Source organism: Streptomyces sp. NPDC014891 (genome assembly GCF_043081085.1).
GTDB lineage: Bacteria > Actinomycetota > Actinomycetes > Streptomycetales > Streptomycetaceae > Streptomyces.
Window position 1 is genome coordinate 294,289 of the sequence record NZ_JBIBWF010000009.1, and the last position, 21,536, is coordinate 315,824.

At 73.0% G+C, this 21,536-nt stretch carries 18 protein-coding genes; 10 read left to right on the forward strand and 8 right to left on the reverse strand.

Going from position 1 to position 21,536, the window contains the following annotated elements:
• Positions 1-146 precede the first annotated feature (146 nt).
• Positions 147-1,133 (forward strand): 2,3,4,5-tetrahydropyridine-2,6-dicarboxylate N-succinyltransferase, encoded by a 987-nt coding sequence (gene dapD / locus ACF09E_RS25915; RefSeq protein WP_361848658.1) that lies wholly within the window; start codon positions 147-149, stop codon positions 1,131-1,133.
• A gap of 62 nt (positions 1,134-1,195) precedes the next feature.
• Complete coding sequence (locus tag ACF09E_RS25920; protein ID WP_266964749.1) at positions 1,196-1,414, forward strand: hypothetical protein; 219 nt, start codon at positions 1,196-1,198, stop codon at positions 1,412-1,414.
• On the opposite strand, the gene dapA is transcribed toward ACF09E_RS25920, so the two are convergent.
• Complete coding sequence (gene dapA / locus ACF09E_RS25925) at positions 1,393-2,292, reverse strand: 4-hydroxy-tetrahydrodipicolinate synthase (RefSeq protein ID WP_392207447.1); 900 nt, start codon at positions 2,290-2,292, stop codon at positions 1,393-1,395. The genes ACF09E_RS25920 and dapA overlap by 22 nt on opposite strands.
• A gap of 131 nt (positions 2,293-2,423) precedes the next feature.
• Between dapA and ACF09E_RS25930 the strand changes: the two genes are divergently transcribed.
• A complete protein-coding gene (locus ACF09E_RS25930; RefSeq protein ID WP_392207449.1) occupies positions 2,424-3,176 on the forward strand; it encodes an SDR family NAD(P)-dependent oxidoreductase in 753 nt (250 codons plus the stop codon).
• 286 nt (positions 3,177-3,462) lie between these two features.
• A complete protein-coding gene (locus ACF09E_RS25935; RefSeq protein WP_392207451.1) occupies positions 3,463-3,654 on the forward strand; it encodes a hypothetical protein in 192 nt (63 codons plus the stop codon).
• Between the two features lie 2,855 nt (positions 3,655-6,509).
• On the opposite strand, the gene ACF09E_RS25940 is transcribed toward ACF09E_RS25935, so the two are convergent.
• The gene (locus tag ACF09E_RS25940; protein WP_392207453.1) at positions 6,510-8,072 is read right to left on the reverse strand and encodes an ATP-binding protein; all 1,563 of its coding nucleotides are present in this window, start codon (positions 8,070-8,072) and stop codon (positions 6,510-6,512) included.
• 191 nt (positions 8,073-8,263) lie between these two features.
• On the reverse strand, positions 8,264-8,749 hold the full coding sequence (locus ACF09E_RS25945; RefSeq protein WP_392207455.1) for a GNAT family N-acetyltransferase: 486 nt from the start codon (positions 8,747-8,749) through the stop codon (positions 8,264-8,266).
• Between the two features lie 113 nt (positions 8,750-8,862).
• Here ACF09E_RS25945 and ACF09E_RS25950 point away from each other — a divergent pair, with 113 nt between their 5' ends.
• Positions 8,863-9,576 carry an antibiotic biosynthesis monooxygenase gene (locus tag ACF09E_RS25950; RefSeq protein WP_392207457.1) on the forward strand — a complete coding sequence of 238 codons (714 nt, stop codon included), beginning with the start codon at positions 8,863-8,865 and terminating at the stop codon, positions 9,574-9,576.
• A 12-nt stretch (positions 9,577-9,588) separates the two neighbouring features.
• Here ACF09E_RS25950 and ACF09E_RS25955 read toward each other — a convergent pair whose 3' ends face one another.
• The gene (locus ACF09E_RS25955; RefSeq protein ID WP_392207459.1) at positions 9,589-11,448 is read right to left on the reverse strand and encodes an endonuclease/exonuclease/phosphatase family protein; all 1,860 of its coding nucleotides are present in this window, start codon (positions 11,446-11,448) and stop codon (positions 9,589-9,591) included.
• A 296-nt stretch (positions 11,449-11,744) separates the two neighbouring features.
• Here ACF09E_RS25955 and ACF09E_RS25960 point away from each other — a divergent pair, with 296 nt between their 5' ends.
• From ACF09E_RS25960 to ACF09E_RS25975, 4 genes are all read left to right on the forward strand, one after another.
• A complete protein-coding gene (locus ACF09E_RS25960; protein WP_392207461.1) occupies positions 11,745-13,199 on the forward strand; it encodes a hypothetical protein in 1,455 nt (484 codons plus the stop codon).
• 236 nt (positions 13,200-13,435) lie between these two features.
• Positions 13,436-14,884, forward strand: coding sequence for an alkaline phosphatase PhoX (locus ACF09E_RS25965; RefSeq protein WP_392207463.1), 1,449 nt, complete (start codon positions 13,436-13,438; stop codon positions 14,882-14,884).
• A gap of 66 nt (positions 14,885-14,950) precedes the next feature.
• Positions 14,951-15,658 (forward strand): GntR family transcriptional regulator, encoded by a 708-nt coding sequence (locus ACF09E_RS25970; RefSeq protein ID WP_392207465.1) that lies wholly within the window; start codon positions 14,951-14,953, stop codon positions 15,656-15,658.
• Between the two features lie 165 nt (positions 15,659-15,823).
• Positions 15,824-16,843, forward strand: coding sequence for a 1-aminocyclopropane-1-carboxylate deaminase (locus ACF09E_RS25975; RefSeq protein WP_148004630.1), 1,020 nt, complete (start codon positions 15,824-15,826; stop codon positions 16,841-16,843).
• A 19-nt stretch (positions 16,844-16,862) separates the two neighbouring features.
• Here the strand turns inward: ACF09E_RS25975 and ACF09E_RS25980 are convergent, their stop codons facing one another.
• Positions 16,863-18,092 (reverse strand): TerD family protein, encoded by a 1,230-nt coding sequence (locus ACF09E_RS25980; protein WP_361848689.1) that lies wholly within the window; start codon positions 18,090-18,092, stop codon positions 16,863-16,865.
• Positions 18,093-18,128: 36 nt separating this feature from the next.
• Positions 18,129-18,368, reverse strand: a complete 240-nt coding sequence (locus ACF09E_RS25985) for a hypothetical protein (protein WP_392207468.1) — start codon at positions 18,366-18,368, stop codon at positions 18,129-18,131.
• A 148-nt stretch (positions 18,369-18,516) separates the two neighbouring features.
• On the opposite strand from ACF09E_RS25985, the gene ACF09E_RS25990 reads away from it, so the two are divergent.
• Entirely contained in the window at positions 18,517-19,452 is a 936-nt protein-coding gene (locus ACF09E_RS25990) for an AraC family transcriptional regulator (RefSeq protein ID WP_392207470.1), read from the forward strand.
• Between the two features lie 282 nt (positions 19,453-19,734).
• On the opposite strand, the gene ACF09E_RS25995 is transcribed toward ACF09E_RS25990, so the two are convergent.
• On the reverse strand, positions 19,735-20,493 hold the full coding sequence (locus ACF09E_RS25995) for an SDR family oxidoreductase (RefSeq protein WP_392207472.1): 759 nt from the start codon (positions 20,491-20,493) through the stop codon (positions 19,735-19,737).
• Positions 20,494-20,513: 20 nt separating this feature from the next.
• Entirely contained in the window at positions 20,514-21,323 is an 810-nt protein-coding gene (locus ACF09E_RS26000) for an NAD-dependent epimerase/dehydratase family protein (RefSeq protein ID WP_392207474.1), read from the reverse strand.
• Positions 21,324-21,536 lie beyond the last annotated feature (213 nt).

Consider the following 21,536-nt stretch of genomic DNA (forward strand, 5'->3'; position numbering starts at 1 on the left):
GGGGCGAGAGCCGGGCGACGGCCCGCACCCGCCCTGAAGGAAGCACCGAGACGGCCCCTTCCGGGCTCGTCGGAACCGCCCATTCGCTCGACCGACACCTGAGACCGGTTGGCCCGCGCGGGGCCCCGCCGGTTAGGTTCTCCGTCATGACCACCACTGCTCCTCGCACCACCGGCGCCGTCGCCGCCGGCCTCGCCACCATCGCCGGCGACGGCACCGTTCTCGACACCTGGTTCCCCGCCCCCGAGCTGACCGAGGCGGCCGGCCCCGCCGGCACCGAGCGGCTCACCCCCGACGAGGCCGTCAACGCCCTCGGCGAGGGCGCCGCCAAGGCCCTCGGCGTGGACGCCCGCCGCGGCGTCGAGGTGGTCGCCGTCCGCACCGTCATCGCCTCGCTCGACGAGAAGCCGCTCGACGCCCACGACGCCTACCTGCGTCTGCACCTGCTCAGCCACCGGCTGGTCAAGCCGCACGGCCAGAGCCTGGACGGCGTCTTCGGCCTGCTCGCCAACGTCGCCTGGACCTCGCTCGGTCCGGTCGCCGTCGACGACATCGAGAAGGTCCGTCTCAACGCCCGCGCCGAGGGCCTGCACCTCGCCGTCACCAGCATCGACAAGTTCCCGCGGATGACCGACTACGTCGCGCCCGCCGGGGTCCGGATCGCCGACGCCGACCGCGTCCGCCTCGGCGCCCACCTCGCGGCCGGCACCACCGTCATGCACGAGGGCTTCGTCAACTTCAACGCCGGCACCCTCGGCACCTCGATGGTCGAGGGCCGGATCTCCGCCGGCGTCGTCGTCGGCGACGGCTCCGACATCGGCGGCGGCGCCTCCACCATGGGCACCCTGTCGGGCGGCGGCAACGTCGTCATCTCGATCGGCGAGCGCTGCCTGATCGGCGCCGAGGCGGGCGTCGGCATCGCGCTCGGTGACGAGTGCGTCGTCGAGGCCGGTCTGTACGTCACGGCCGGCACCCGGGTCACCATGCCCGACGGCGAGATCGTGAAGGCCCGCGACCTCTCCGGCGCCTCGAACATCCTGTTCCGCCGCAACTCGGTGACCGGCGCCGTCGAGGCCCGCCCGAACAACGCGGTCTGGGGCGGGCTGAACGACATCCTCCACAGCCACAACTGATCCGGTGACTCTGCGTTAACAGAACGCAGAGTCACTGCACGCAGACGAGGCGAGGAGTCGACATGAGGACGCAGCCCATGGTCGCAGGAGTGCTCACGGCGGTGGCGGTGCTGCTGCCGGCCGGGACGGCGGCGGCGGACGAGACGCACACCCACAACGGCCCCACCGTCACCAACGGGCCGAGCCTCTCCCTCCACACGGGTCAGATCGACGATCCGCTGGAGGACGTCCTGGAGCACGCCGCCGTCCTCGGCCGGACCTACACGACCGACTCCGCCTGAAGCAGCGCCTCGTACAGACCACGCAGCCCGTCGACCGACTCCCGGTCGGCGGGCTGCAGCGGTTCCCGTACCGGACCGCCGAGCAGGGCCTTCACGGCGACCGTCCCGGGCAGGCCCGCGGCCATCATCCGCTCGGCCAGCGGCAGCAGCCGGGCGTTGAGCCGGGCCGCCTCCGCCGTGTCCCCCGCGTCGAAGGCGTCGAGCACGGCGCGCAGCTGACGGGGCGCCACGTTCGCCACCGTGCTGACATACCCCGCGCCGCCGAGCGCGTACAGCGGCAGGTTCAGCTCCTCGCACCCCGAGTAGAACGCGAGCCCGGTCTCCGCGATCAGCCGGGCCGAGCCCAGCAGGTCGTACGCGCAGTCCTTGACCGCCACGATCCGCGGGTGCCCGGCGAGCCGCCGCAGCGTCGCGGGCTCGACGCGGGTGCCCGTGCGGCCGGGGATGTCGTAGACCATCACCGGGAGGCGGGTGGCGTCCGCGACCTTGAGGAAGTGGGCCTCGACGCCCGCCTGCTGCGGGCGGCTGTAGTACGGCGTGACGACGAGCAGGCCGTCCGCGCCCGCCGCCTCGGCCCGCCCGGCGAGCTCCGCGGTGTGCCGGGTGTCGGCGGTCCCGACGCCCGCGACGACCGAGGGTCCGGGGCCGACGGCCTCCCGGACGGCGCGGACGAGGGCGGTCTTCTCGTCGTCGGTGGTGGTCGGCGACTCGCCGGTGGTGCCGTTCAGGACCAGCCCGTCGCAGCCCTCGCCGACGAGCCGGGCCGCCAGCTCGGCCGCCTCGTCGAGGTCGAGCTCACCGCCGGGGGTGAACGGGGTGATCATCGCGCAGAGCGCGCGGCCGAAGGGGCGTGCGGGGTGGGCTGCGGTAGGGCTCATCCTCGCAGTCTGAGCGGACCGCACGGTGAAGGTCCACTTAGATCTGCTTCGGCCGAAAGGTCACGGTCACTTAAACATGGCGCCTCTGGCATGATCGACGGGCGCGACAGGAGGACAGGGAGAAACACACAGTGAGCTCACACCGCACGGACGGCGAACGCGTCGCGCTCGTCACCGGCTCGTCCTCGGGCATCGGCGCCGCCGTCGCCCGCCGCCTCGCCGAGGCCGGATACCGCGTCGTGGTCAACTCGGCCCGCTCCGTCGAGGCGGGCGAACGCCTCGCCGCCGAACTGCCCGGCGCCGTCTACCTCCAGGCGGACGTCTCCGACGAGACCCAGGCCACGGCCCTCGTCGAACGGACCGTGGAGACCCTCGGCCGCCTCGACCTCCTCGTCAACTGCGCGGGCACCACCCGGTTCATCCCGCACGACGACCTCGAAGCCGCCTCGCCCGAGGTCTGGCGCCACCTCTACGACGTCAACGTCATCGGGGTCTGGCAGACGGTCACCGCCGCCGTCCCGCACCTGCGGAAGACCCGCGGCGCCATCGTCAATGTCTCCTCCCAGGCAGGCGTCCGGCCGGGCGGCAGCTCCATCCCGTACGCCGTCTCCAAGGCGGCCGTCAACCACCTGACGAAGCTCCTCGCCAAGACCCTCGGCCCCGACGTCCGGGTCAACGCGGTCGCCCCCGGCCTCATCGACACCCCGTGGTTCGACGGGGTGGACGGCGCCGACGCGGCCAAGGCCCACGTCGCCGAGGTCGTCCCGCTGCGCCGGGTCGGCCGCGCCGAGGACATCGCGGGAGCCGTCCACGACCTCGCCCACTCCTCGTACATCACCGGCGAGGTGCTCCTGGTGGACGGCGGCGGTCACCTGCTCGGCTAGGGGTGTCGTCGGCGGACTCTTCGTCGCAGACCTCGGCGACTGACGCTCCTGTGCGGAACCGTGACACTGCGTGCCGAACCTGGAGGAGCTTCCGGCGGGCGGTGGCCCTCCGTGATGCGGTCCCCCCCCCACGCGGGCGGGGACCGCATCACGTGACGGTGAGGGCTCGGGTGTGCGCTTCGCGCACTCTGCGCACTCCTCCCGCACGGCCATGTGCACTCTTCCGTTCGATCCACCGGTGGGTTGCGACGCTCGACTCTCCACTCGAAGCATCGGAGGAGTCCCCATGTCCCTCGTACCGCTTGTCATCTGGCTTGCCGTCGCCGCGCTCCTCGCGCTCCTCGCCGCAGCGGTCGTCGTTGCCTTGACGAGGGCGGACGGTCACTCGTGGCCTGCCGCCCTGCTGCGCGGCGGAGGCGCCTTCGCCGGCACGTTCACCGTGGCGATGGCGGTCATCGCGTTGTTCCTGCCCCGTTGAGAACCGGGACGGCCCACACGGTCGCGCGTCTGTCGCCTCAGGGCCAGACCCGGTGGACGTCCAGCAGGGCACGGCAGATGGCCGCAGCGGCCTTGGGTCCCCCGGCGTGGGCCGCCAACGGAGCAAGAGCCCGCAGATCGGCCAGGAGATCGCTGCGGGACCTGCCGGCTCCCTCGCACATGAGGAGTGTCCAGGCCTCCACGCCCCGATAGCCGGGGGTGCTCGCTGCCACACGGGCGAGGCGGCCCAGCCACTCCACCCGGTCAGGCGTATCATCCACCATCGCCGCAGCTCTCAGCCCCTCGTCAAGAAGAGGGGTACGGAGAGCGGCAGGGGCGTTCTCGGCGATGGACGCGTAGGTGGCGGCACGGGTGACGGCGTTCCATGAGCTGTCGACGGCGCCGGTGAGCCGGTCGACGAGAGGTTCCGGCGGTCGGGTCCAGGGCAGCAGGAGCGCGGTCGCGACGACGTGGCCGTAGTCGGTCAGCCCGGGGCGTGTCAGTGCGGAGCCGGTGATCTCGTCGAGCACCGGCTGCTGCGCCGACGTGGGCAGGTGAGGCAGGAGCGCAGTGAGGACCCGGATCCGCAGGCCCGCCGGGCCGAGCGCACGGGCCGCGGCGACAGCGTCGTCGGCCTGTGCACTCTCCTGCCTGACCACATCGGCGAGCGCCGCCGAGATGCTCTCGCCGGACGCGTACGTCAGGTCAGAGGCTTCGGTGATCAGCCGCAGGACCTGAGCACGTGCGAGGCGGGCGGCGCGGCGCGGCAGCACGGGCGCGACCGTGGCAAGGAAGACAGCGACCTCCACCGAACTGTCAGCGGTGATCACCCACCTCAGGGCCTCTCGAGCGGCCCACAGTGTCCTTCTCGCCCGGGACAGGAACGTGCCTACGGACGACTGCTGCCATCGTCGCGGCTTCTCGGGCGTCGCGTGCCGACCAGCCGCGAGGCAGGCCACCCCCTGAGCGCTGGCGGCGCTCGCCGGACAGCGCGCCAGAAGCCCCCGTGCCCGTGACAGTCGGCCGGGCGGCAGCGCGGGCAGGAGGGCCACGCAGGCGTCTGCCACGTCGGACAGCAGGGACGAGGAGTCCGAGTCGGTCCCTCGGCCCGGCAGATCGGCGTCACGCCCGATGCTCCACAGGATGTCCAGTGCGGCTGACGCCTCGTCGCCCAGGTGCGGACCCGCTCTCCGGAGGATGTCGCACGCCACTTCAGGGGCGCCCTTGCACAGTACGGCTGTCTGTTCCCGAAGCAGGGTCGCGTGGCCGGCACGGTCGGCGGGTCGCAGATGCGGAAGGAGAGCGGCCACGACCAGCAGCACCTCGGCGAAGTCGCCATGCTGTTCCAGAAGCGCAGCGACACGGGGCAGGGCGTGATCAGGCATGCTCTGCGCCGCTTCGGCGACGACGCCGCTTCTCACATCGCCTTCGAGGAGTCCGCTCGCATGGGCGGCTTCGCTCCGGACGAGCAGGTCGTCCGCCCCTGCGGGGCCCGCGGCAACGGCGCTCCTGGCAAGGATGTCCAGGCTTCGCGCCTCCGCGGCAGTGACGCCTTCGCGGCGTCCCCACCATGCGGCCACGCGCGGGAGCAGATGCCGCAGGAGGTACAGCAGCCACGTCGGTGAGGTGTGGACAACCGCCCGGATGTGCGTGTTCAGGTCACCGAGGTGCCCCGGCCGGCCGCCGGGGGCGGGAGAGGAGTAAGGGAACACGTCCTGGTAGCGCTCCGGAGCGGACGAGGCGCATGCGACGGCTGCGACACGAACACACCGTGCCGGCAGGCCGGTGTCCACGGTGGCCACGACCGCCAGCGGCAGGAACTCCGCCTGGGACGAGCGGCCGGAGGACTCCAGCCACCAGCCGAGCAGCAGGCCGGCGATTGCCGCCGGCACCCACCGGCAGACAGCGGCACGGCGGATCAGCGACGCCGTCACCCGCTCCCCGGCTGAGGCCCCCGCACGCGGGGACGTTCCGTGCCGAGCAAGCACGAACGCACGCAGGGACGCGTGCGCGGCACCATCGGTGTGCGCCAGGAGGGCGGTCAAGGCAGCAGCCGGAGCGGGGGCGGCGTGCGGTACCGCCGCAGCGAGCAGGCCGGGCAGCACGGTCTCCTGGAGCTCCGGGGGCAGGGAGGGGTAGAGCAGCGCCAGCGCGGTGTGCTCTTCGTCCTCGGTCAGGTCATCGCCGCCGCGGACGAAGGCGAAGGCTTCGTTCGCGTGCTCCGGCTCCAGTTCGGACACGAGCAGGAGCATGGCCGCGAGACGGTCACGGCCGGCCGCCGGCAGCAGGCGTTCCATGGCCGTGACCCGTTCCTGACGGGGCAGATGCGGCAGGACGTCGAGGATGACCTCGCGTCCACCGACCCTCGTCGGGTCACACTGGCCCACGGCGTCCCGCACAGCCGCTGTCAACGCGTGGTCGCCGGGCGAGTGCCGGACCAGTTCGGCCAGCCGGCGGGTCCGCACATGGGGATCGGTGATCTGCTCCGTTGCCGTCCTGGCACGGTCCGCCGTCCAGATCCCGTTGTCCAGAAGGCGGGGCAGCAGCCCTGGAGGCAGACTGGAGGCCTGTCCGGGCAGCGACGCGAGCAGCAGGGCGTAGCGGACTCGGGCTGCCACGGCCGTCCTCTCCTGGTCGGGACGGGATGCTCGTAGCGCCGCGTTCAGGGTGTCCGGCAACGCACTGCTCTGGCCCATGCGCTCCAGCCGGTCCAGGAGGGACATGCGCGGTCCCGCCGGGCCGTCGCACGTGATCCGCAGCCATCGCACGAGTACGCGGTGGTCGAGGTTGCTTCCCGCCCGTGCCCCCGACAGCGCTTCCAGCGTCGGGACGAGAGTGTCGCTGAGATCGTCGAACTCATTCATCGTCGCGGTCGAGGTCGTCGAGGTCGTCGAGGTCGTCGAGGTCGTCGAGGTCGCGGTCGCCGTGGCCGCGACCGGCCGCGACGCGTCGAATGCTGTCCTCGACCATCCGCTGCTGGGTGCCACTCAGATCCACCTCGGACTGCAGGAAGTCGAGGAAGGACTTGTGGTAGATGCGGTAGCGCTGGAGGCCGGCATGGGCACCGGCCTCGTTCAGGAACTCCCGCCAGATCCCGATCGCGCGACGTACACGGTCGACGGGAAGGTCCCAGGTGTCTGCGATGACCTGGGCCGACGTCTCGTTCAGCACGCCGAAGGCTTCGATCACCGGACGGTGGAGTTCGTCGAAGAGCACGGGATCCGCGACCCGCATCGCGGCCCAGTGTCGCCTGTAGTACTCCCGCAGGCCCAACGGCAAGGCGTGCACGTCATCGATCTCGGAGAGACCTCTGCTGACGATCTCCGGCAGAACCCTGGTCGCGTAGAGGAAGTTGCCGTCGCTGCGGGCGAGGAAGGCGGCGGTGAAATCGACGCGTCGCTTCTCCGCGGAGCGCAGGAGGGGAGCCATGCGCTCCGCATTGCGTTCGACGAACCCGGTCACGTACAGGGAGAGATCGGCCAGATTGGCCTCGCTGCGGTCCTCGATCTCGATGTGACGGACGCTCTCCGCGTCCAGCTCGTAGACGTTGCGGCCCCGGGAGGTGACAACGATGTAGACGTCGTCCGGTAGTTGAGCAGGCAGGCAGAGCCGGTTGCTGCCTTGCGGCCTGTCGCTGTCCGACGCCTCGTCGATCGCGTCCACGGCGATCACGACGGGTGCCTCCTGTCGGCGGGCCGCGTCGCTGAGCAGCCCCCGCAGGAACGTGCTGTTCTGCCCGGCCCGAGAGGGCAGAACCGTGTGCGCGAGCTGGTAACGGATGATCACCTGTGCGCAGACGTTGCGAAGGAAGTCCTCTGTCGTCGAGAAGCCGGAGACAGAGTTGAAATGGTGCAGCCACCCCCTCGTACGGATCAGGTGCGCCATGAGCGAAGACTTCCCGATACCGGGCTCACCGGTGACCAGCACGTAGCCGGAACGGAACGCCGGGTCGGCGATCGCCCGATCCACGGCCTCCACGAATCCGCTCCTGCCGACGAAGTCCCGCGTGAGCAGTTCGATGTCACAGGCGAATTCGGCGACCAGCAGATCATCCGCCAGGCCACTCGGCGGCCGGGCGAACTCCGTCCGCAGCGAGGGCTCCTGGGCATCGGCAGCCCTCCTGCCCTCGGCGACATCCGACGCCTCTCGCTCGGGGGGACTCCACGCGCTTTCCTGCAGCCGCATCAGGCGTTCGGTCCGCTCCGCGTCATCCCCGCAGAACGCCGTGGTGAAGGCTTCGACCGTCTTTCGGGACGTGCGGGTGCCGGACAGCGGGTTCAGTGCGTGGGTGACAGTGTGGCGGGCAAGACTGATCTTCGTGGCGAGCCCGTCGAGCGTGAAGTCCCTGCGATAGCCCGTCTCCACGAGATCGCGGAGCTGGCGGGCCAGCTCTCGCCGCGCGTCCCCCCGGTCCGTCATCGCAGCCCCCTGAAACACGTTCCCCCGATGAGCCGGAGTCCCCTCCCCCGGGTGCCCTGAGGCCGTCGACCAGCCTGGGAACACTGCCCTCTACGCTACGACAGCGGGACGCTTCGCCTCCCCGTTTTCCGAACGGAAGCCGGCTGGGGTCGTAGCTCCCGCCTCGACCTCATTGATCGGCAGGACACCCCCTAGGAGGTCCTTCCGGACGGGTCCGGGGCGAGCGGGAGTTTGAAGCCCTCGTGGCTGCGGGCGTACCCCAGGGAGGTGTAGAAGCGGTGGGCGTCGGTCCGGCGCTTGTCGCTGGTCAGCTGGACGAGCGCGCAGCCGCGTTCCCGGGCGCGTGCCGCCGCCCGCTCCATCAGCTCCCGGCCGAGACCGCCGCCGCGCCGGTCGGGCCTGATCCGGACCGCCTCGACCAGCGCCCGTTCGGCGCCGCCCCGGCCGAGCCCGGGGACGTACGTGATCTGGAGGCAGCCCAGGACCGGCCCGCCGTCCGTCAGGACCAGCATCTCGTTGCGCGGATCGGCCTCGATGGCCGCGAAGGCGCGCGCGTACGCCTCGGTGACGTCGACCGAGGAGGGGTCCACGACCGTGTCCTCGTCGGCCAGCAGCGCCAGGACGGCGGGGAGTTCGGCACGGGTCGCGGGGCGCAGGACCAGGTCGCTGGGGATCATGGCGCGAAGTCTGCCACGCGGGACGGGGGTTGACCTCAACCAAGGTTGAGGCAGGACGGTGGAGTCGTCCGGGGGAGACCCCGGGGTCGTCCGCCGAGGAACAGGAGATCCCCATGAACGCCGTCGCGCACCCCGACGCCCGCCCCGACCTGCACCGCCCCGGAGTCGGCGCCGTCCTCGTCAGCACCTGGCGGGTCGGCACCCCGGAGCGCCAGCGGGCGGCCGTGGACGCCGTCCGCAGGGCCTGGGAGAGCCGGGAGTGGCCCGACCTCGGGCTGCTCTCGTACAGCATCTGCGCCGGCACCGACGGGGACACCCTGCTGCACTACTCGCAGTGGACCGCCGAGCAGGCCTACGAGGACTTCGTCCACACGTACCGCGACGACCGGAACGCCGAGATCGACGCCGCCGTGCCCGGCATCGAGCGGGTCGAGCTCCGCCGCTACGCGCCGGTCCACCGGTCCGCCGTCCTCGGCACGACCGCCCCGGGGGAGCTGCCCGGGGTCGTGGCGATCGTCGAGGTCGACTTCGACGGCCCCGACGCGGGACGCCGGCGGGCCTGGGTGGACACGGTGTTCACCGCCCTCGACGAGGACGCGGCGCTGCGTCCGGGATCCGGCGCGACCGCCGTCCACTTCCATCTCTCCACCGACGGCGGCCGGGTCCTGAACCACGCCGCGTGGGAGAGCGAGCGGGCCCACGAGGAGTGGCTGGCCGACGAGAGCCGGGCGGCCGGGGCCTGGGCGCGGGTGCACCGCTACCCGGGGCTCGTGGGCAGCCGGGTGAAGCGGTACACGCCCGCGCTCAGTCTGAGCGCGGGCGTGTGACCGGGGCTCCGCCTACGGGCGGAAGCGCACGACCTGCGGGTCGTGGTCGCTGTCCTGGTCGGCGAACTCGGCGTTGATGTGGACGCTGTCGTACGTGAAGTGGCGCACGCCGGGGCTCGTCAGGATCTGGTCGAGGACCTGGCTGTTGCCCTGGTAGACGTACGAGTAGCGCTCGCTGCGGGGCAGCGACTTCACGGCCGGGTACAGCGCGCCGCCGTCGGTGAGGGCCTTGGTCGTCCCGGAGAACTCGAAGTCGTTGATGTCGCCGACGACGAGGACGTCGGCCTGCTTCTCGACCGAGAGGAGCTGCTTCACGAAGCCGTTGACGGACTGCGCCTGGAGCAGCCGCTTCGCCTCGGAGGAGCGGGCCGGGGGCTGGTGGTGCGAGACGATCGACTCGTCGCCGCCCTTCGATCCGAAGTGGTTGGCGATCACGAAGACCGTGCGGCCGCGGAAGACGAACTCGCCCGCGAGCGGCTTGCGGCTGCTCTCCCAGGCGGTGTTCGCCGGGTCGATCCGGCCGGGGGAGACCGTCAGGGCGGCGCGGCCCTTGCGGCCCGTGACGCCGGTGGCCGAGGTCGGGTCGGTCGCCGCACGGTCCGTGAAGGAGACCCGCTCGGGGTTGAAGAGGAAGACCTGACGGATATTGCCGCCGGGCTCGCCGCCGTCCTTGTTGTTCTCGGGGTCGACCGAGCGCCAGTCGTACGCCGGGCCGCCGGCCGCCACGATCGCGTCCGTGAACTTCTTGACCGTCTGGTCGGCGGCGACCGTGCCGTCGTTCTTGGCGCCGTTGTTGTCCTGGATCTCCTCCAGGGCGAGGATGTCGGGCGAGGCGAGGTTCGCGACGACCGCCTTCGCGAGCGCGTCGAACTTCTCCTGCGGGTCGGTCGGGTCGAGGTTCTCGACGTTGTACGTCGCCACGGCCAGCTCGTTCCGGTGCTGCCGGTCCGTGGTCTCGCGCTCCAGGCCCCGGTCGACGACCGTGCCGAGGGTGCGGGCGGTGAGGGTGTAGCCGCCGAACTGGTTGAAGTCGAGCGGGCCCTCGGTGGTGCCGGTCAGCCGGTCGCCGACGTTCGCCTTGGGGAACGGCTGCTGGGCGACCGGGGTCAGCGACTGGATCTGGAGCCGGCCGGTGTTCTGCGACTCGTACGAGCCGTAGACCGTGCCACCGCGCCGGTTGCGGTTCTCCCAGGGCTTCACCGTGACCCACAGCTCGGAGTACGGGTCGGTGGCGCCGACCACGCGCGAGGAGCCGATCCGGACGTTGGTGCCCTCCAGGGACTCGTAGTAGTCCAGGGCGTACGTGCGGGGGTTGAGCGTCAGGCCGTTGATCGAGCCGCCGGCGGCCGGGTCGCCCGCCGGGGTGTACCGGGAGGGTACGGACCAGGCCGAGATCGTCACCGGGGCCGGGACCGGGTTGCCCTGGGAGACCACCGTGACGACCGGCTTGGAGAGCTGGGTCAGCGACTGGTTGCCCGAGGTCAGGCCGCCGGGGACGTACTCGGTGACCGTGCCGCTCAGGCTGACGGCGTCGCCGACCGCGACCGTCGGGACGGAGCTGGTGAAGACGAAGAGGCCCTCGCTGGTCGCCGGGTCGCCGTCGCCCTCGGGGTCCTGGATCCAGAAGCCGCGCGAGCCGTAGGTGCGGACGCCGGTGACGATGCCGGTCACACCGGTGACCTGCTGCCCGACGAGCGGCGAGACGCGCGTGGTGCCCTGGATGTCGTGGATGCGGACACCGGCCGCGTCCTCGGCGGCGGCGTTCGCCGAACCGGCCAGCAGACCCGCGGCGAGCGCGGCGGCGACGACGGCGGAGACCGCGGCGGAGCGCGCGGCGGTGCGGCCGGCAGATCTCGGTATGGAGGAAGGCATCAGGGGACTCCGAGGGTGCTTGGAGGAACGGCAGATTAATCTACGCGCGTCAATCTCTTTGCACAGCGCCCAACTTGTCAAGAGTCGACGGGTGTACGAAGGCTGACGGACGCATGAACCGCCGGACGTCCCCCCGGATGCGTCTACGCTGAGAGCCGAGCTCCGAGCCCGTCTCCGAGCCTCTCCCCACCCCCTCCAGTCACCACCCCGCACCTTCCGGCCACCCGGCTCGGCCCGCGCTCACCACCGCGCACCCACCACCCTTCACCCACGGACGCGTCGAGGAGACCCCCCAGATGTCAGCGGAGCACCCCACCCTTCCCCCCGTTCGGCTGCGTGCGGACGCGGAGCTGGCGCGGGACGCACTGGCGGCCCCCCTCCTCGCGAACGCGGTACGGCTCGCCCGCTGGGCCGGGCCCGACACCCGGGTCGACGCCGGCGGCGAGCTCGTCGACGAGCAGCTCCCCGAGGCGGTCGACGTCCTCGGCCTCGCCCACGACGAGGACGGCGAGATCTCGGCCGGCGACGCCTGGCGCCTGGCCGTCGACACCGGCCTGGTCGGCGTCGAGGACGGAGAGGCCGACGAGGCGGGCGACACCCCCGGGCGGGCCGCGCCCGGGGACAACCTCGCGGTCGTCACCGGCGGTTCGCCCCAGGACGTCCTCGCGCTCTGGCTGGACGGCTTCGACGCCGTCTTCGCCGACGCCGTCGCACCCGTCCTCGACGACCTGGACGCGATCGTCGGCGAGGACGGCGAGATCGACATCGAGGCCCTCGACTGGGACCCCGAGGCCGAGGCCGAGTTCCTGGAGGGCGTCCTCGGCAACCTCTACCTGCTCACCGTCAGCGAGGGCGGGGCCGGCGAGGGCCCGGTGCCGCTGCCCGCTCTCGCCGCGTCGATGGTCGTCCCCGACGACATGGGCGAACCGACCGACGACGTCCTGGAGCAGGTCTCGGACGCGATGATGCGGCTCGACGAGCAGTTCCGGCTGCTCGAACCGATCGGGCTCGTCGAGTACCAGCCCGTCGACGAGGCCCTGATGGCGGAGGAGGGCGAGGAGCCCGCGCCGCCCGTCGACGACGAGGACGTCACCCGGTACGGCATGGTCCGCCTCACCGACCTCGGCCTCTACGGAGTCCGGGCCCGGATGCTGGAGGCGGGCGTGGACGCCCCCGCCGTCGGCGACCTCGCCGGCAAGGGCGCCGACGCCCTGCTCGACGGGATCTCCTCGTACCCCGAGGCCGCCGCCCGCGAGGAGACGGCCGCCTGGCTGGCCGGCCGCGAGCCGCTCGCCGCCGCCCGCGAACTGCTGCACGCCGCCCGCGGCTCGGACGCCGGGTCGCCGCTGCGCCGCCTGCACTGCCAGCAGACGCTGTCCCTGGTGGGGCCGGAGGCGGAGCCCGCCGTGCGCGAGGTCCTGGACGACGCGGAACTGGGCGGCCTCGCCCGGGTCTGGCTCGCCGAGCGCGGTGCGGCGGACGTGCCCGCGCCGCCGGAGTCGATGATCTTCTGGCTCGCGATCGACACGATCGCCGCCCAGCTCGACGCCGACGGGGACCTGCAGGAGCTCCAGGAGCTGATCGAGGGGCTCACGGGGCGGCACAGCGGTTTCTTCGAGGCGGCCTGGCGGGTGGAGCACCCGGCGACCGCGGAGGTGCTGGAGGCGATGGGACGCCTGCACCGCGACAAGGGCGCGGCGAAGGAGGCCCGCAAGTCGGCCTTCAAGGCCCGCTCGCGATCGGGTTCGTGACGGACCGGCGGGCCGCCGTACGGCGTCCCGCCTCGGGCCCCCGCCGGGCGGGCGCGGGACCAGGGCCGGTGGCCCTGGTCCCGCGCTGGGCGGCCTCGGGTCCGCGCCGGGGGGCGTCGGGTCCGCGCCGGGCGGAGCCGCGCCCGGGGGTGTTCCCGTGGCGTTCAGGCGCCGTTCGCGGCGGCGCGGGAGGGTGGCCCGCGACAACCGGGCCAGCACAGGGAGAACGCCACACCATGCCCCTCGACCGCAGAGAGTTCACGAAGCAGTCCGCCGCCGCCGGTGCGGGCCTCGCCCTCACCGGGGTCGTCGGTGCTCTCGCCACCGCGCCCGAAGCCCTCGCCGCCGACGACCCTCAGGCGTACGGAGCCGGCCACGACCACGGGCACGACCACGGCCACGGCCACGGCCACCGGCTCGGGTACGGCGAGCTGGTCACCGACCCCGCGGGGATGCTCGCCCTGCCCGCCGGGTTCACCTACCGCGTCATCACCCGCAGCGGCGTGACCCGGCTGGAGTCCGGCGAGTTCACCCCCTCGAACCACGACGGCACCGCCGCCTTCGCCGGGCCGCGCGGCACCACGTACCTGGTCAACAACCACGAGCTCAAGGGCCCCCGCGCCGCCTGGGCCCACCCGGTCCCGCTCACCGAGGGGCTCGTCTACGACCCGGCCGCCGCCGGCGGCTGCACGGTCGTCGAGGTGCACCGCGACGGCACCGTCGCCGAGTGGGTCGGCCTCGCCGGCACCTCGACCAACTGCGCGGGCGGCAGCACCGCCTGGGGCACCTGGCTGACGGGCGAGGAGAACTCGGACCGCGCCGGGGTCAACGGCATGACCAAGGACCACGGCTACATCTTCGAGGTCGACCCGCGGGACCGCCGCGCCAACCGCGCCCCCAAGCCCGTCAAGGCCTTCGGCCGCTACGACCACGAGGCCGTGGTCATCGACCCGAAGCGAGGCCACGCCTACCTCACCGAGGACGCCTCGAACCCCAACGGGCTGCTCTTCCGCTGGGTCCCGCCCAAGGGCTTCGAGCACGGCCGCGGCAGGCTCCGCACCCTCGCGGACGACGCCGGTGTGCTCCAGGCCGCCAAGTGCGTCGACTCCGGGGGCCGCTTCGTGGACGACCTGTCCCGGGCGACCCGGATCGGCACCGTCTACGGCGTCGACTGGGTCGACGTCCCGGACCGCGACGGCCGCACCACCTCCGTCCGCAAGCAGTTCGCGGACGGCGCGATCACCCGCGCCCGCAAGCTGGAGGGCATGTGGTGGGCCGACGGCGGCGCGTACGTCGTCTCCTCCTACGCGCGCGCGGAGAGCCCCGGCGCCGCGCACGACGGCCAGGTCTGGTTCTACGACCCCAAGCGCCGCACCCTGACCCTCAAGGTGCTGCTGGGCGTGAACGCCGCCCCGGACGAGGACGGCGCGTTCGACGGACCCGACAACATCACGGTCTCCCCGTACGGGGGCCTGGTCATCGCCGAGGACGGCGAGGGCGTCCAGCACCTCTTCGGCGCCACCGACGCGGGCCGCACCTACCCGATCGCCCGCAACGACCTCAACGGCAGCGAGTTCACCGGGGTGACCTTCTCGCCCGACGGCGAGACGCTGTTCGCCAACATCCAGGATCCGGGCATCATGGTGGCGATCACCGGTCCGTGGCGCCGCCAGCCCCGTCGCTGACCTGCACCCGGCCTTCACTTCCGGCCTCTGGTCGGCTCCGCGGACTGACATCTAACATGTCAGTCCATGAACGCCTTACGGCCCGTGGGCCGCACCCTGCTGCGTGACCGGGCCTACGAGGCGCTGCGCGAGGCCATCGTGCGCGGCGAACTCGCCCCCGGAGCCCCGCTGAAGGACGCCGACCTCGCCGACCGGCTGGGGCTCTCGCGCGCGCCCGTGCGCGAGGCCCTGGCCCGGCTCGGCGACGAGGGGCTCGTCGAGTCCAAGCCGCAGAGCTACACCCGGGTCACCCGCCCGGTCAGCCGGGTCGTCCGGGACGCCGCGTCGGTGGTGCGGGTGATGCACGAACTCGCCGCCCGCACCGGGGTCCCCCTGCTCGGGCCCGAGGGCATCCGGGCCATGCGCGAGGCCAACGAGCGCTTCGCCGCGGCCGTCCGCGCCTCCGACGTCGAGGCCGCCCTGGACGCCGACGACGAGCTGCACCAGGTCCTCGTCGTCGCCAGCGGCAACCACGCCGCCGCCGCCACGATCGCGCGGTACACCCCCCTGATCCGCCGCGTCGAGCGGCGGCTCTTCGGCGACGCCGGGAGCTGCGGTTCGGCCGAGCTGCACGCGCGGCTCATCGAGGCGTGCGCGGCGGGGGACGCCGCGGAGGCGGTCCGGGTCACCACGCAGATCTGGGCGGCCCTGGAGCAGCTCGCGGACGACGCGATCGAGGTGGCCGAGGTGACGGGCATCCCGGCACCGCCGCGGCCCGGGACCACGACGCCGTAGGCCCCCGCCGCCCGCCCCGGCCCCGTCCCCTCTTCGTCGCCGCGTACGCCGCCGGCTCCGACCCCCGGGGGACGGCCGCCGCCGACTCCGCGTACCCGTCCGGGTCCCTCTCCGTGTCCGCCTCCAGGAACGTCGACCAGCAGCCGCCACTCACCGGGAGCCGCCTTGCCGATCACCGACTTCGACCGCTACCCGCTCCTCTTCGGGCCCTCGCCGGTCCACCCCCTCGAACGGCTCACCCACCACCTCGGCGGCGCCACCCTGTGGGCCAAGCGCGAGGACTGCAACTCGGGTGTGGCGTACGGCGGGAACAAGACCCGCAAGCTGGAGTACCTCGTCGCGGACGCCCTCGCCCAGGGCTGCGACACCCTCGTCTCCATCGGCGGTGTCCAGTCCAACCACACCCGCCAGGTCGCCGCCGTCGCCGCCCGGGCGGGGCTGCGCTGCGTGCTCGTGCAGGAGAGCTGGGTCGACTGGCCTGACTCCGTCTACGACAAGGTCGGCAACATCCTGATCAGCCGCCTCGCGGGCGCCGACGTCCGCCTGGTGCGGGCGGGCTTCGGCATCGGCTTCAAGGAGAGCTGGGAGCAGGCCCTGCGGGAGGTCGAGGAGGGCGGCGGCAAGCCGTACGCGATCCCGGCGGGCGCCTCGGACCACCGGCTCGGCGGGCTGGGCTTCGCGAACTGGGCGTACGAGGTGGCCGAGCAGGAGCGCGCGCTGGGCGTCCGCTTCGACACGGTGGTCGTGTGCTCGGTGACCGGCTCCACCCAGGCCGGGATGGTCGCGGGCTTCGCCGCGCTCGCCGAGGAGGAGGGCGGCCCGGCCCGCCGGATCATCGGCGTCGACGCCTCCGCGAAGCCGGGGCCGACGCATGAGCAGATCACCCGGATCGCCCGGGACACCGCCGCCCTCATCGGCGTCGACCGCCCGGTGACGGCGGCCGACGTCGAGCTGGACGAGCGCTACCACGCCGGGGTGTACGGCATCCCGGACGAGGCGACCCTCGACGCGATGCGGCTCGCCGCCCGCACCGAGGGCATGGTCACCGACCCCGTGTACGAGGGGAAGTCGATGGCGGGGCTGATCGACCTGGTGGACCGCGGGGAGATCGGCCGGGACTCGACCGTGCTCTACGCCCACCTCGGCGGCCAGCCCGCCCTCAACGCGTACAGCGCCCTGTTCTGAGCCCGGGGAGCGCGGCCGCTCAGAGCGCCTGGGCGGCCGGCTTCACCATGCCCCGGACGGTCCGCGACTTCACGAACTCGCCCATCGCCGTCATCTCCCACTCGCCGGAGAACTGCTTGATGAGCTTGGCCATCATCACGCCGGTCTGAGGCTCGGCGCTGGTCAGGTCGAAGCGGACCAGCTCCTCGCCGGTCGCCGCGTCGATCAGCCGGCAGTAGGCCTTGGCGACCTCGGTGAACTTCTGGCCGGAGAACGAGTTCACCGTGAAGACGAGTCCCGTCGCGTCGGCGGGCAGCCGGCCGAGGTCGACGACGATCACCTCGTCGTCGCCCGCGCCCTCTCCGGTGAGGTTGTCGCCGGAGTGCTTCACCGAGCCGTTGAGGATGGACAGCTTGCCGAAGTAGCAGCTGTCCAGGTGGTTGCGCTGGGGGCCGTAGGCGATGACGGAGGCGTCCAGGTCGATGTCCTTGCCGCGGTACGCCGGCTCCCAGCCGAGGCCCATCTTGACCTGGGAGAGCAGGGGGCGGCCGCCCTTGACCAGGGACACCGTCTGGTTCTTCTGGAGGCTGACGCGGCCCTTGTCGAGGTTGATCTTGCCGGAGGCGGCGGGGGCCGGGGGAGCGGCGGGGGCGGCCGCCGCGATGCGGGGGTCGACCGCGGAGACGGGCGGCGCCGGCGGCGCGGGGGGCGCCACCGGAGGCGCCACGGGGGCGGGCGGCGCGACGGCCGCGGCCGGCGCGGCGGGCGCGTCGTCCACGGAGACGCCGAAGTCGGTCGCGATGCCCGCGAGGCCGTCGGCGTAGCCCTGGCCGACGGCGCGGGCCTTCCACGCGCCGTTGCGCAGGTAGATCTCGACGACCACGAGTGCCGTCTCGGTGGCCAGCTGCGGCGGGGTGAAGGTGGCGAGGACGGTGCCGTCGTCCGCGTTGCGAAGGGTGGCGGTGGGCTCGATGCCCTGGAAGGTCTGGCCCGCGGCGTCGGGGCTCGCGGTGACGACGATCCTCTCGATGCCGGCCGGGACGGCGCCGGTGTCCACCAGGATCGCGTCGGGGGCGGCGCCGCCGCCGGAGCGGTAGGTCACACCGGGGCCGGACGGCTGGTTGTAGAAGATGAAGTCGTCGTCCGAGCGCACCTTGCCGTTGGCGCCGAGCAGCAGGCCCGAGACGTCGAGCCGCACCGGTGCGGCGACGTCCACCGCCACGCGTGCGGCGGTGAGAGGGATGTTCGAGCCGGGGGTCATTGCGGTCATGCCTGGGCTAACGAACCGGGTGCCTTTGCCGTTCCCTTACCCTCGGCCGGTTCGGCCACCTTGATTACGGGGGTGGTTCCTGGCCTGCCGCTCGTTGCCGAAGCGGTACGCGCCGGTCCACCGGGCCATGACGAGCTGGGCGTCGCCCGCCCCGACCTCGGCGAGGAACTTCTCGGCGCGGGCACCGCGCAGCACCCCCGCGGCCCGCCCCTGGTGGGTGAGGACCACCGAGCCGTCGCGGCGCTGTTCGTACGTGAATCCATGGGGTCGTGGCATGCCGGGCATCCTGCCGTTCCCGGTCAGATCCGTCATATGAATATTCTTTCGACCCATGGGTGCGGTGGGGGCGGAGGGGCCGGTGGGACCGGCGGGGGCGGGGGGCGCTGTGGGCGCGTTCGACGGGAGCCGCTTTCGGACCCGGGACGTGGACGAGGCGCGGGTGGAGCTCGACGCCCGCTACTACGCGAACCGGATGGACCTCGTCGACCGGGAGCGGCGGCCCTTCGCGGCGCGCTTCGACACGGTCGCGCTCGGCCCGCTGGTCATCGGGGACCTGAGCTGCGGGGCCGACGTGCGGATGAGCTTCGGCGAGCTGGGGGCCTACCACCTGAACGCGCCGCTCGGCGGGCGGATGGAGATGCGCCAGGGCGGGAGACCGCTGGTCGCCACGGACGCCGAGGCCCTGCTGCTCGACCCGGCGGGGGACACCTTCCTCGACCGCTGGAGCGGGGACTGCCGGACCCTGTCGGTGAAGGTGGGGGCGGCCGCGCTGCGCGAGCGCCTGGAGCAGTTGATCGGCCGGCCGCCCCGCGGCCCGCTGGTGTTCGCGCACGGGGTGGACATCACCCGCGGTCCCGGCCTCAGCTGGGTGCGCTTCGCCCGCCAGGTCGCCGCGGAGGCCCTGGCGGGCGAGGGCCTCGCGCGCCACGAGCTGGTGGCCCGGCCGCTGCAGGAGGCGCTGCTCAACGGGCTCCTGCTGGCCGCCGAGCACCCCTGGCGCGAGGCGCTCGCGCACCCGGGGGAGCCGCGCCGGCCGGCGCCGGTCAAGCGGGTGATGGACGCGGTGCGGGAGCGCCCGGAGCATCCGTTCACGACGACGGAGCTGGCCGCCCTGGCCCGGGTGAGCGTGCGCCGGCTCCAGGAGTCGTTCCGCGAGTACGTCGGGATGTCGCCGATGGCGTACGTGCGGGAGGTGCGGCTCGACCGGGTCCGCGGGGAGCTGCGGGCGGCCGCCCCGGACGAGGTGGGCGTGGGTGAGGTGGCCTGGCGCTGGGGCTTCGCCCACCAGGGCCGCTTCGCGGCGCGCTACCGCGAGAAGTTCGGCGAGTCGCCGTCGGAGACCCTGCGCGGACGCCGCTGAGGGTGCCTCTCGGGGCCGGGCTCGCGCGCCCCGGCGTGCGCCGGGGCGCGCAAGGGGGCGCGTTGCGCGTCGACCGGCGCGCTTCCCTGCATCGATCCGCCGCGCATTCCGGACAGAGGCCGCGTTCCGCGGCTCGCGATGATCTTCGTACGGGCCTACGGTGAGCAGGTCCGGCCGCCAGCGCGCGCCGTGACCCGGGCCCCGGCCGGCTCCCCCGTATCAGTCCGGCCGGGTCCTGCGTACTCCCCTCCTCGCGCGGCCGTGCACCGCCGGGGCGGTACCTCAGGCGAGACCCCCGTTGCTCATCAGCAGCTGCCCGTTGACCCACTGTCCCTCGGGCGAGCAGAGGAAGCCGACCAGGTGCGCGGTGTCCCGCGGGGTGCCGAGGCGGCCGAGCGGGGTCAGGTCCGTCATCTGCCGCCGGAGCGGCTCCGTCATCCAGCCGGTGTCCACCGGGCCGGGGTTGACCGCGTTGGCGGTGACCCCCAGGTGGGCGAGCTCGCGCGCGGCGGCCAGGGTGATGCGGTCCAGGGCCCCCTTGCTGGCCCCGTACGGAAGGTTCCCCACCGTGTGGTCGCTGGTCAGCGCGACGACGCGGCCGGTTCCCGCCGGGCCGGCGAACCGTCTGCCGAACTCCCGGATCAGCAGCCAGGACGCGCGCGTGTTGACCGCGAAGTGGCGGTCGAAGCTCTCGACGGTGGTGTCGAGGAGTCCGGAGTCGACCGACTCGCAGTGGCACAGGACGAGGGCCGTGACCGGTCGGCCGAGCCGCTCCTCGACGGTGTCGAAGATCCGGGCGGGCGCCCCGGGGTCGGCGAGGTCGGCCTCCACGGCGGCGCAGGCGGCGCCCCGTTCGGTGAGCCGGGCGGTGACGGCGTCGGCCGCGCCCCGTTCCTCGCCCCACTCCATGCGGCGGTCGTAGGGGGTCCAGTACGTGAAGGCGACGTCCCAGCCGGACTCGGCGAGGCGGTCGGTGATCCCCGCGCCGATGCCGGCCGTACGGCCGACGCCGGTCACGAGGGCGAGCGGACGCTGGTCCATGGAACTGCTCCTGTCGTCGTTCAGTGCGGCCACCGGGGCGGTGTCACGCAGAAGTGGCCGCCCAGGTAGAGGGCGTCGGCGCTGTCGGCCGGAGGGAGGCCCTGCTCGGCGAGGAGCCGCTCCGCGTAGACCTCCGAGTCGTCCTGCGGGTCGAAGCCGAGGGCGCGGGCCGGGGAGAGGTCCCACCACGCGCGCGTGTTCGCGGACGAGCCGTACACGACGGTGTGGGCCACGTCCTCGGCGGTCAGCGCGGCGTGCAGGAGCCGCGCGGCGTCGGCCGGGCTCAGCCACATCGACAGCATCCGGACCGAGGTGGGCTCGGGGAAGCAGGAGCCGATGCGGATCGAGACGGTCTCCACGCCGTGCAGGTCCCAGTAGAGCTGCGCCAGGTCCTCGCCGAAGCACTTGGACAGGCCGTAGAAGGTGTCCGGGCGGTGCGGGGTGTCCACCGGCACGAGCGGGTCGCCCGCGCGCGGCTGCCGGGTGAAGCCGACGGCGTGGTTGCTGGAGGCGAACACCACGCGGGGGACGCCCTCCTCGCGGGCGGCCTCGTAGAGGTTGTACGTCCCGGCGATGTTCGCCGCCATGATCTTGTCGAAGGTCGACTCCAGGGAGATGCCCGCCAGGTGCACGATCGCGTCGACGCCCCGGACGGCCTCGCGCAGCGCCGGGCGGTCCGCGAGGTCGGCGGTGATCGCGTCCGGCGCGTCCGGCAGGGGGACGGCGTCCAGGAGCCGGAGCTCGTGGCCGAACGGGGGCAGGAGCTCCCGCATCAGCGTGCCGACGCCTCCGGCGGCGCCGGTGAGCAGGACGGTGCGGGGTGCGGCCATGGAGCGGGTCTCCTCCGTCGGGCGGCACGCGGCGACGGCTCCGCGTGTCCGTGGCATCGGTCTGAGCGGCATTCACAACCGTGGACACGCTAAGGAGCAGTCCGACGGAGCGTCAAGAGGCTTCAGGGGCCGTGCTCTCCGTCTTGACCGGCCCTTCCGCGCTGCTCTAGCGTGCGAGGCATCCTTGTTCAAGAATATGGATGACAGTCATGA

Excerpts from the sequence above, each read along its gene's own strand:
- dapD (WP_361848658.1), top strand. The coding sequence starts at position 147 with ATGACCACCACTGCTCCTCGCACCACCGGCGCCGTCGCCGCCGGCCTC.
- ACF09E_RS25920 (WP_266964749.1), top strand. The coding sequence starts at position 1,196 with ATGAGGACGCAGCCCATGGTCGCAGGAGTGCTCACGGCGGTGGCGGTG.
- dapA (WP_392207447.1), bottom strand. The coding sequence starts at position 2,292 with ATGAGCCCTACCGCAGCCCACCCCGCACGCCCCTTCGGCCGCGCGCTC.
- ACF09E_RS25935 (WP_392207451.1), top strand. The coding sequence starts at position 3,463 with ATGTCCCTCGTACCGCTTGTCATCTGGCTTGCCGTCGCCGCGCTCCTC.
- ACF09E_RS25940 (WP_392207453.1), bottom strand. The coding sequence starts at position 8,072 with ATGACGGACCGGGGGGACGCGCGGCGAGAGCTGGCCCGCCAGCTCCGC.
- ACF09E_RS25945 (WP_392207455.1), bottom strand. The coding sequence starts at position 8,749 with ATGATCCCCAGCGACCTGGTCCTGCGCCCCGCGACCCGTGCCGAACTC.
- ACF09E_RS25950 (WP_392207457.1), top strand. The coding sequence starts at position 8,863 with ATGAACGCCGTCGCGCACCCCGACGCCCGCCCCGACCTGCACCGCCCC.
- ACF09E_RS25955 (WP_392207459.1), bottom strand. The coding sequence starts at position 11,448 with ATGCCTTCCTCCATACCGAGATCTGCCGGCCGCACCGCCGCGCGCTCC.
- ACF09E_RS25960 (WP_392207461.1), top strand. The coding sequence starts at position 11,745 with ATGTCAGCGGAGCACCCCACCCTTCCCCCCGTTCGGCTGCGTGCGGAC.
- ACF09E_RS25965 (WP_392207463.1), top strand. The coding sequence starts at position 13,436 with ATGCCCCTCGACCGCAGAGAGTTCACGAAGCAGTCCGCCGCCGCCGGT.
- ACF09E_RS25970 (WP_392207465.1), top strand. The coding sequence starts at position 14,951 with ATGAACGCCTTACGGCCCGTGGGCCGCACCCTGCTGCGTGACCGGGCC.
- ACF09E_RS25980 (WP_361848689.1), bottom strand. The coding sequence starts at position 18,092 with ATGACCGCAATGACCCCCGGCTCGAACATCCCTCTCACCGCCGCACGC.
- ACF09E_RS25985 (WP_392207468.1), bottom strand. The coding sequence starts at position 18,368 with ATGCCACGACCCCATGGATTCACGTACGAACAGCGCCGCGACGGCTCG.
- ACF09E_RS25995 (WP_392207472.1), bottom strand. The coding sequence starts at position 20,493 with ATGGACCAGCGTCCGCTCGCCCTCGTGACCGGCGTCGGCCGTACGGCC.
- ACF09E_RS26000 (WP_392207474.1), bottom strand. The coding sequence starts at position 21,323 with ATGGCCGCACCCCGCACCGTCCTGCTCACCGGCGCCGCCGGAGGCGTC.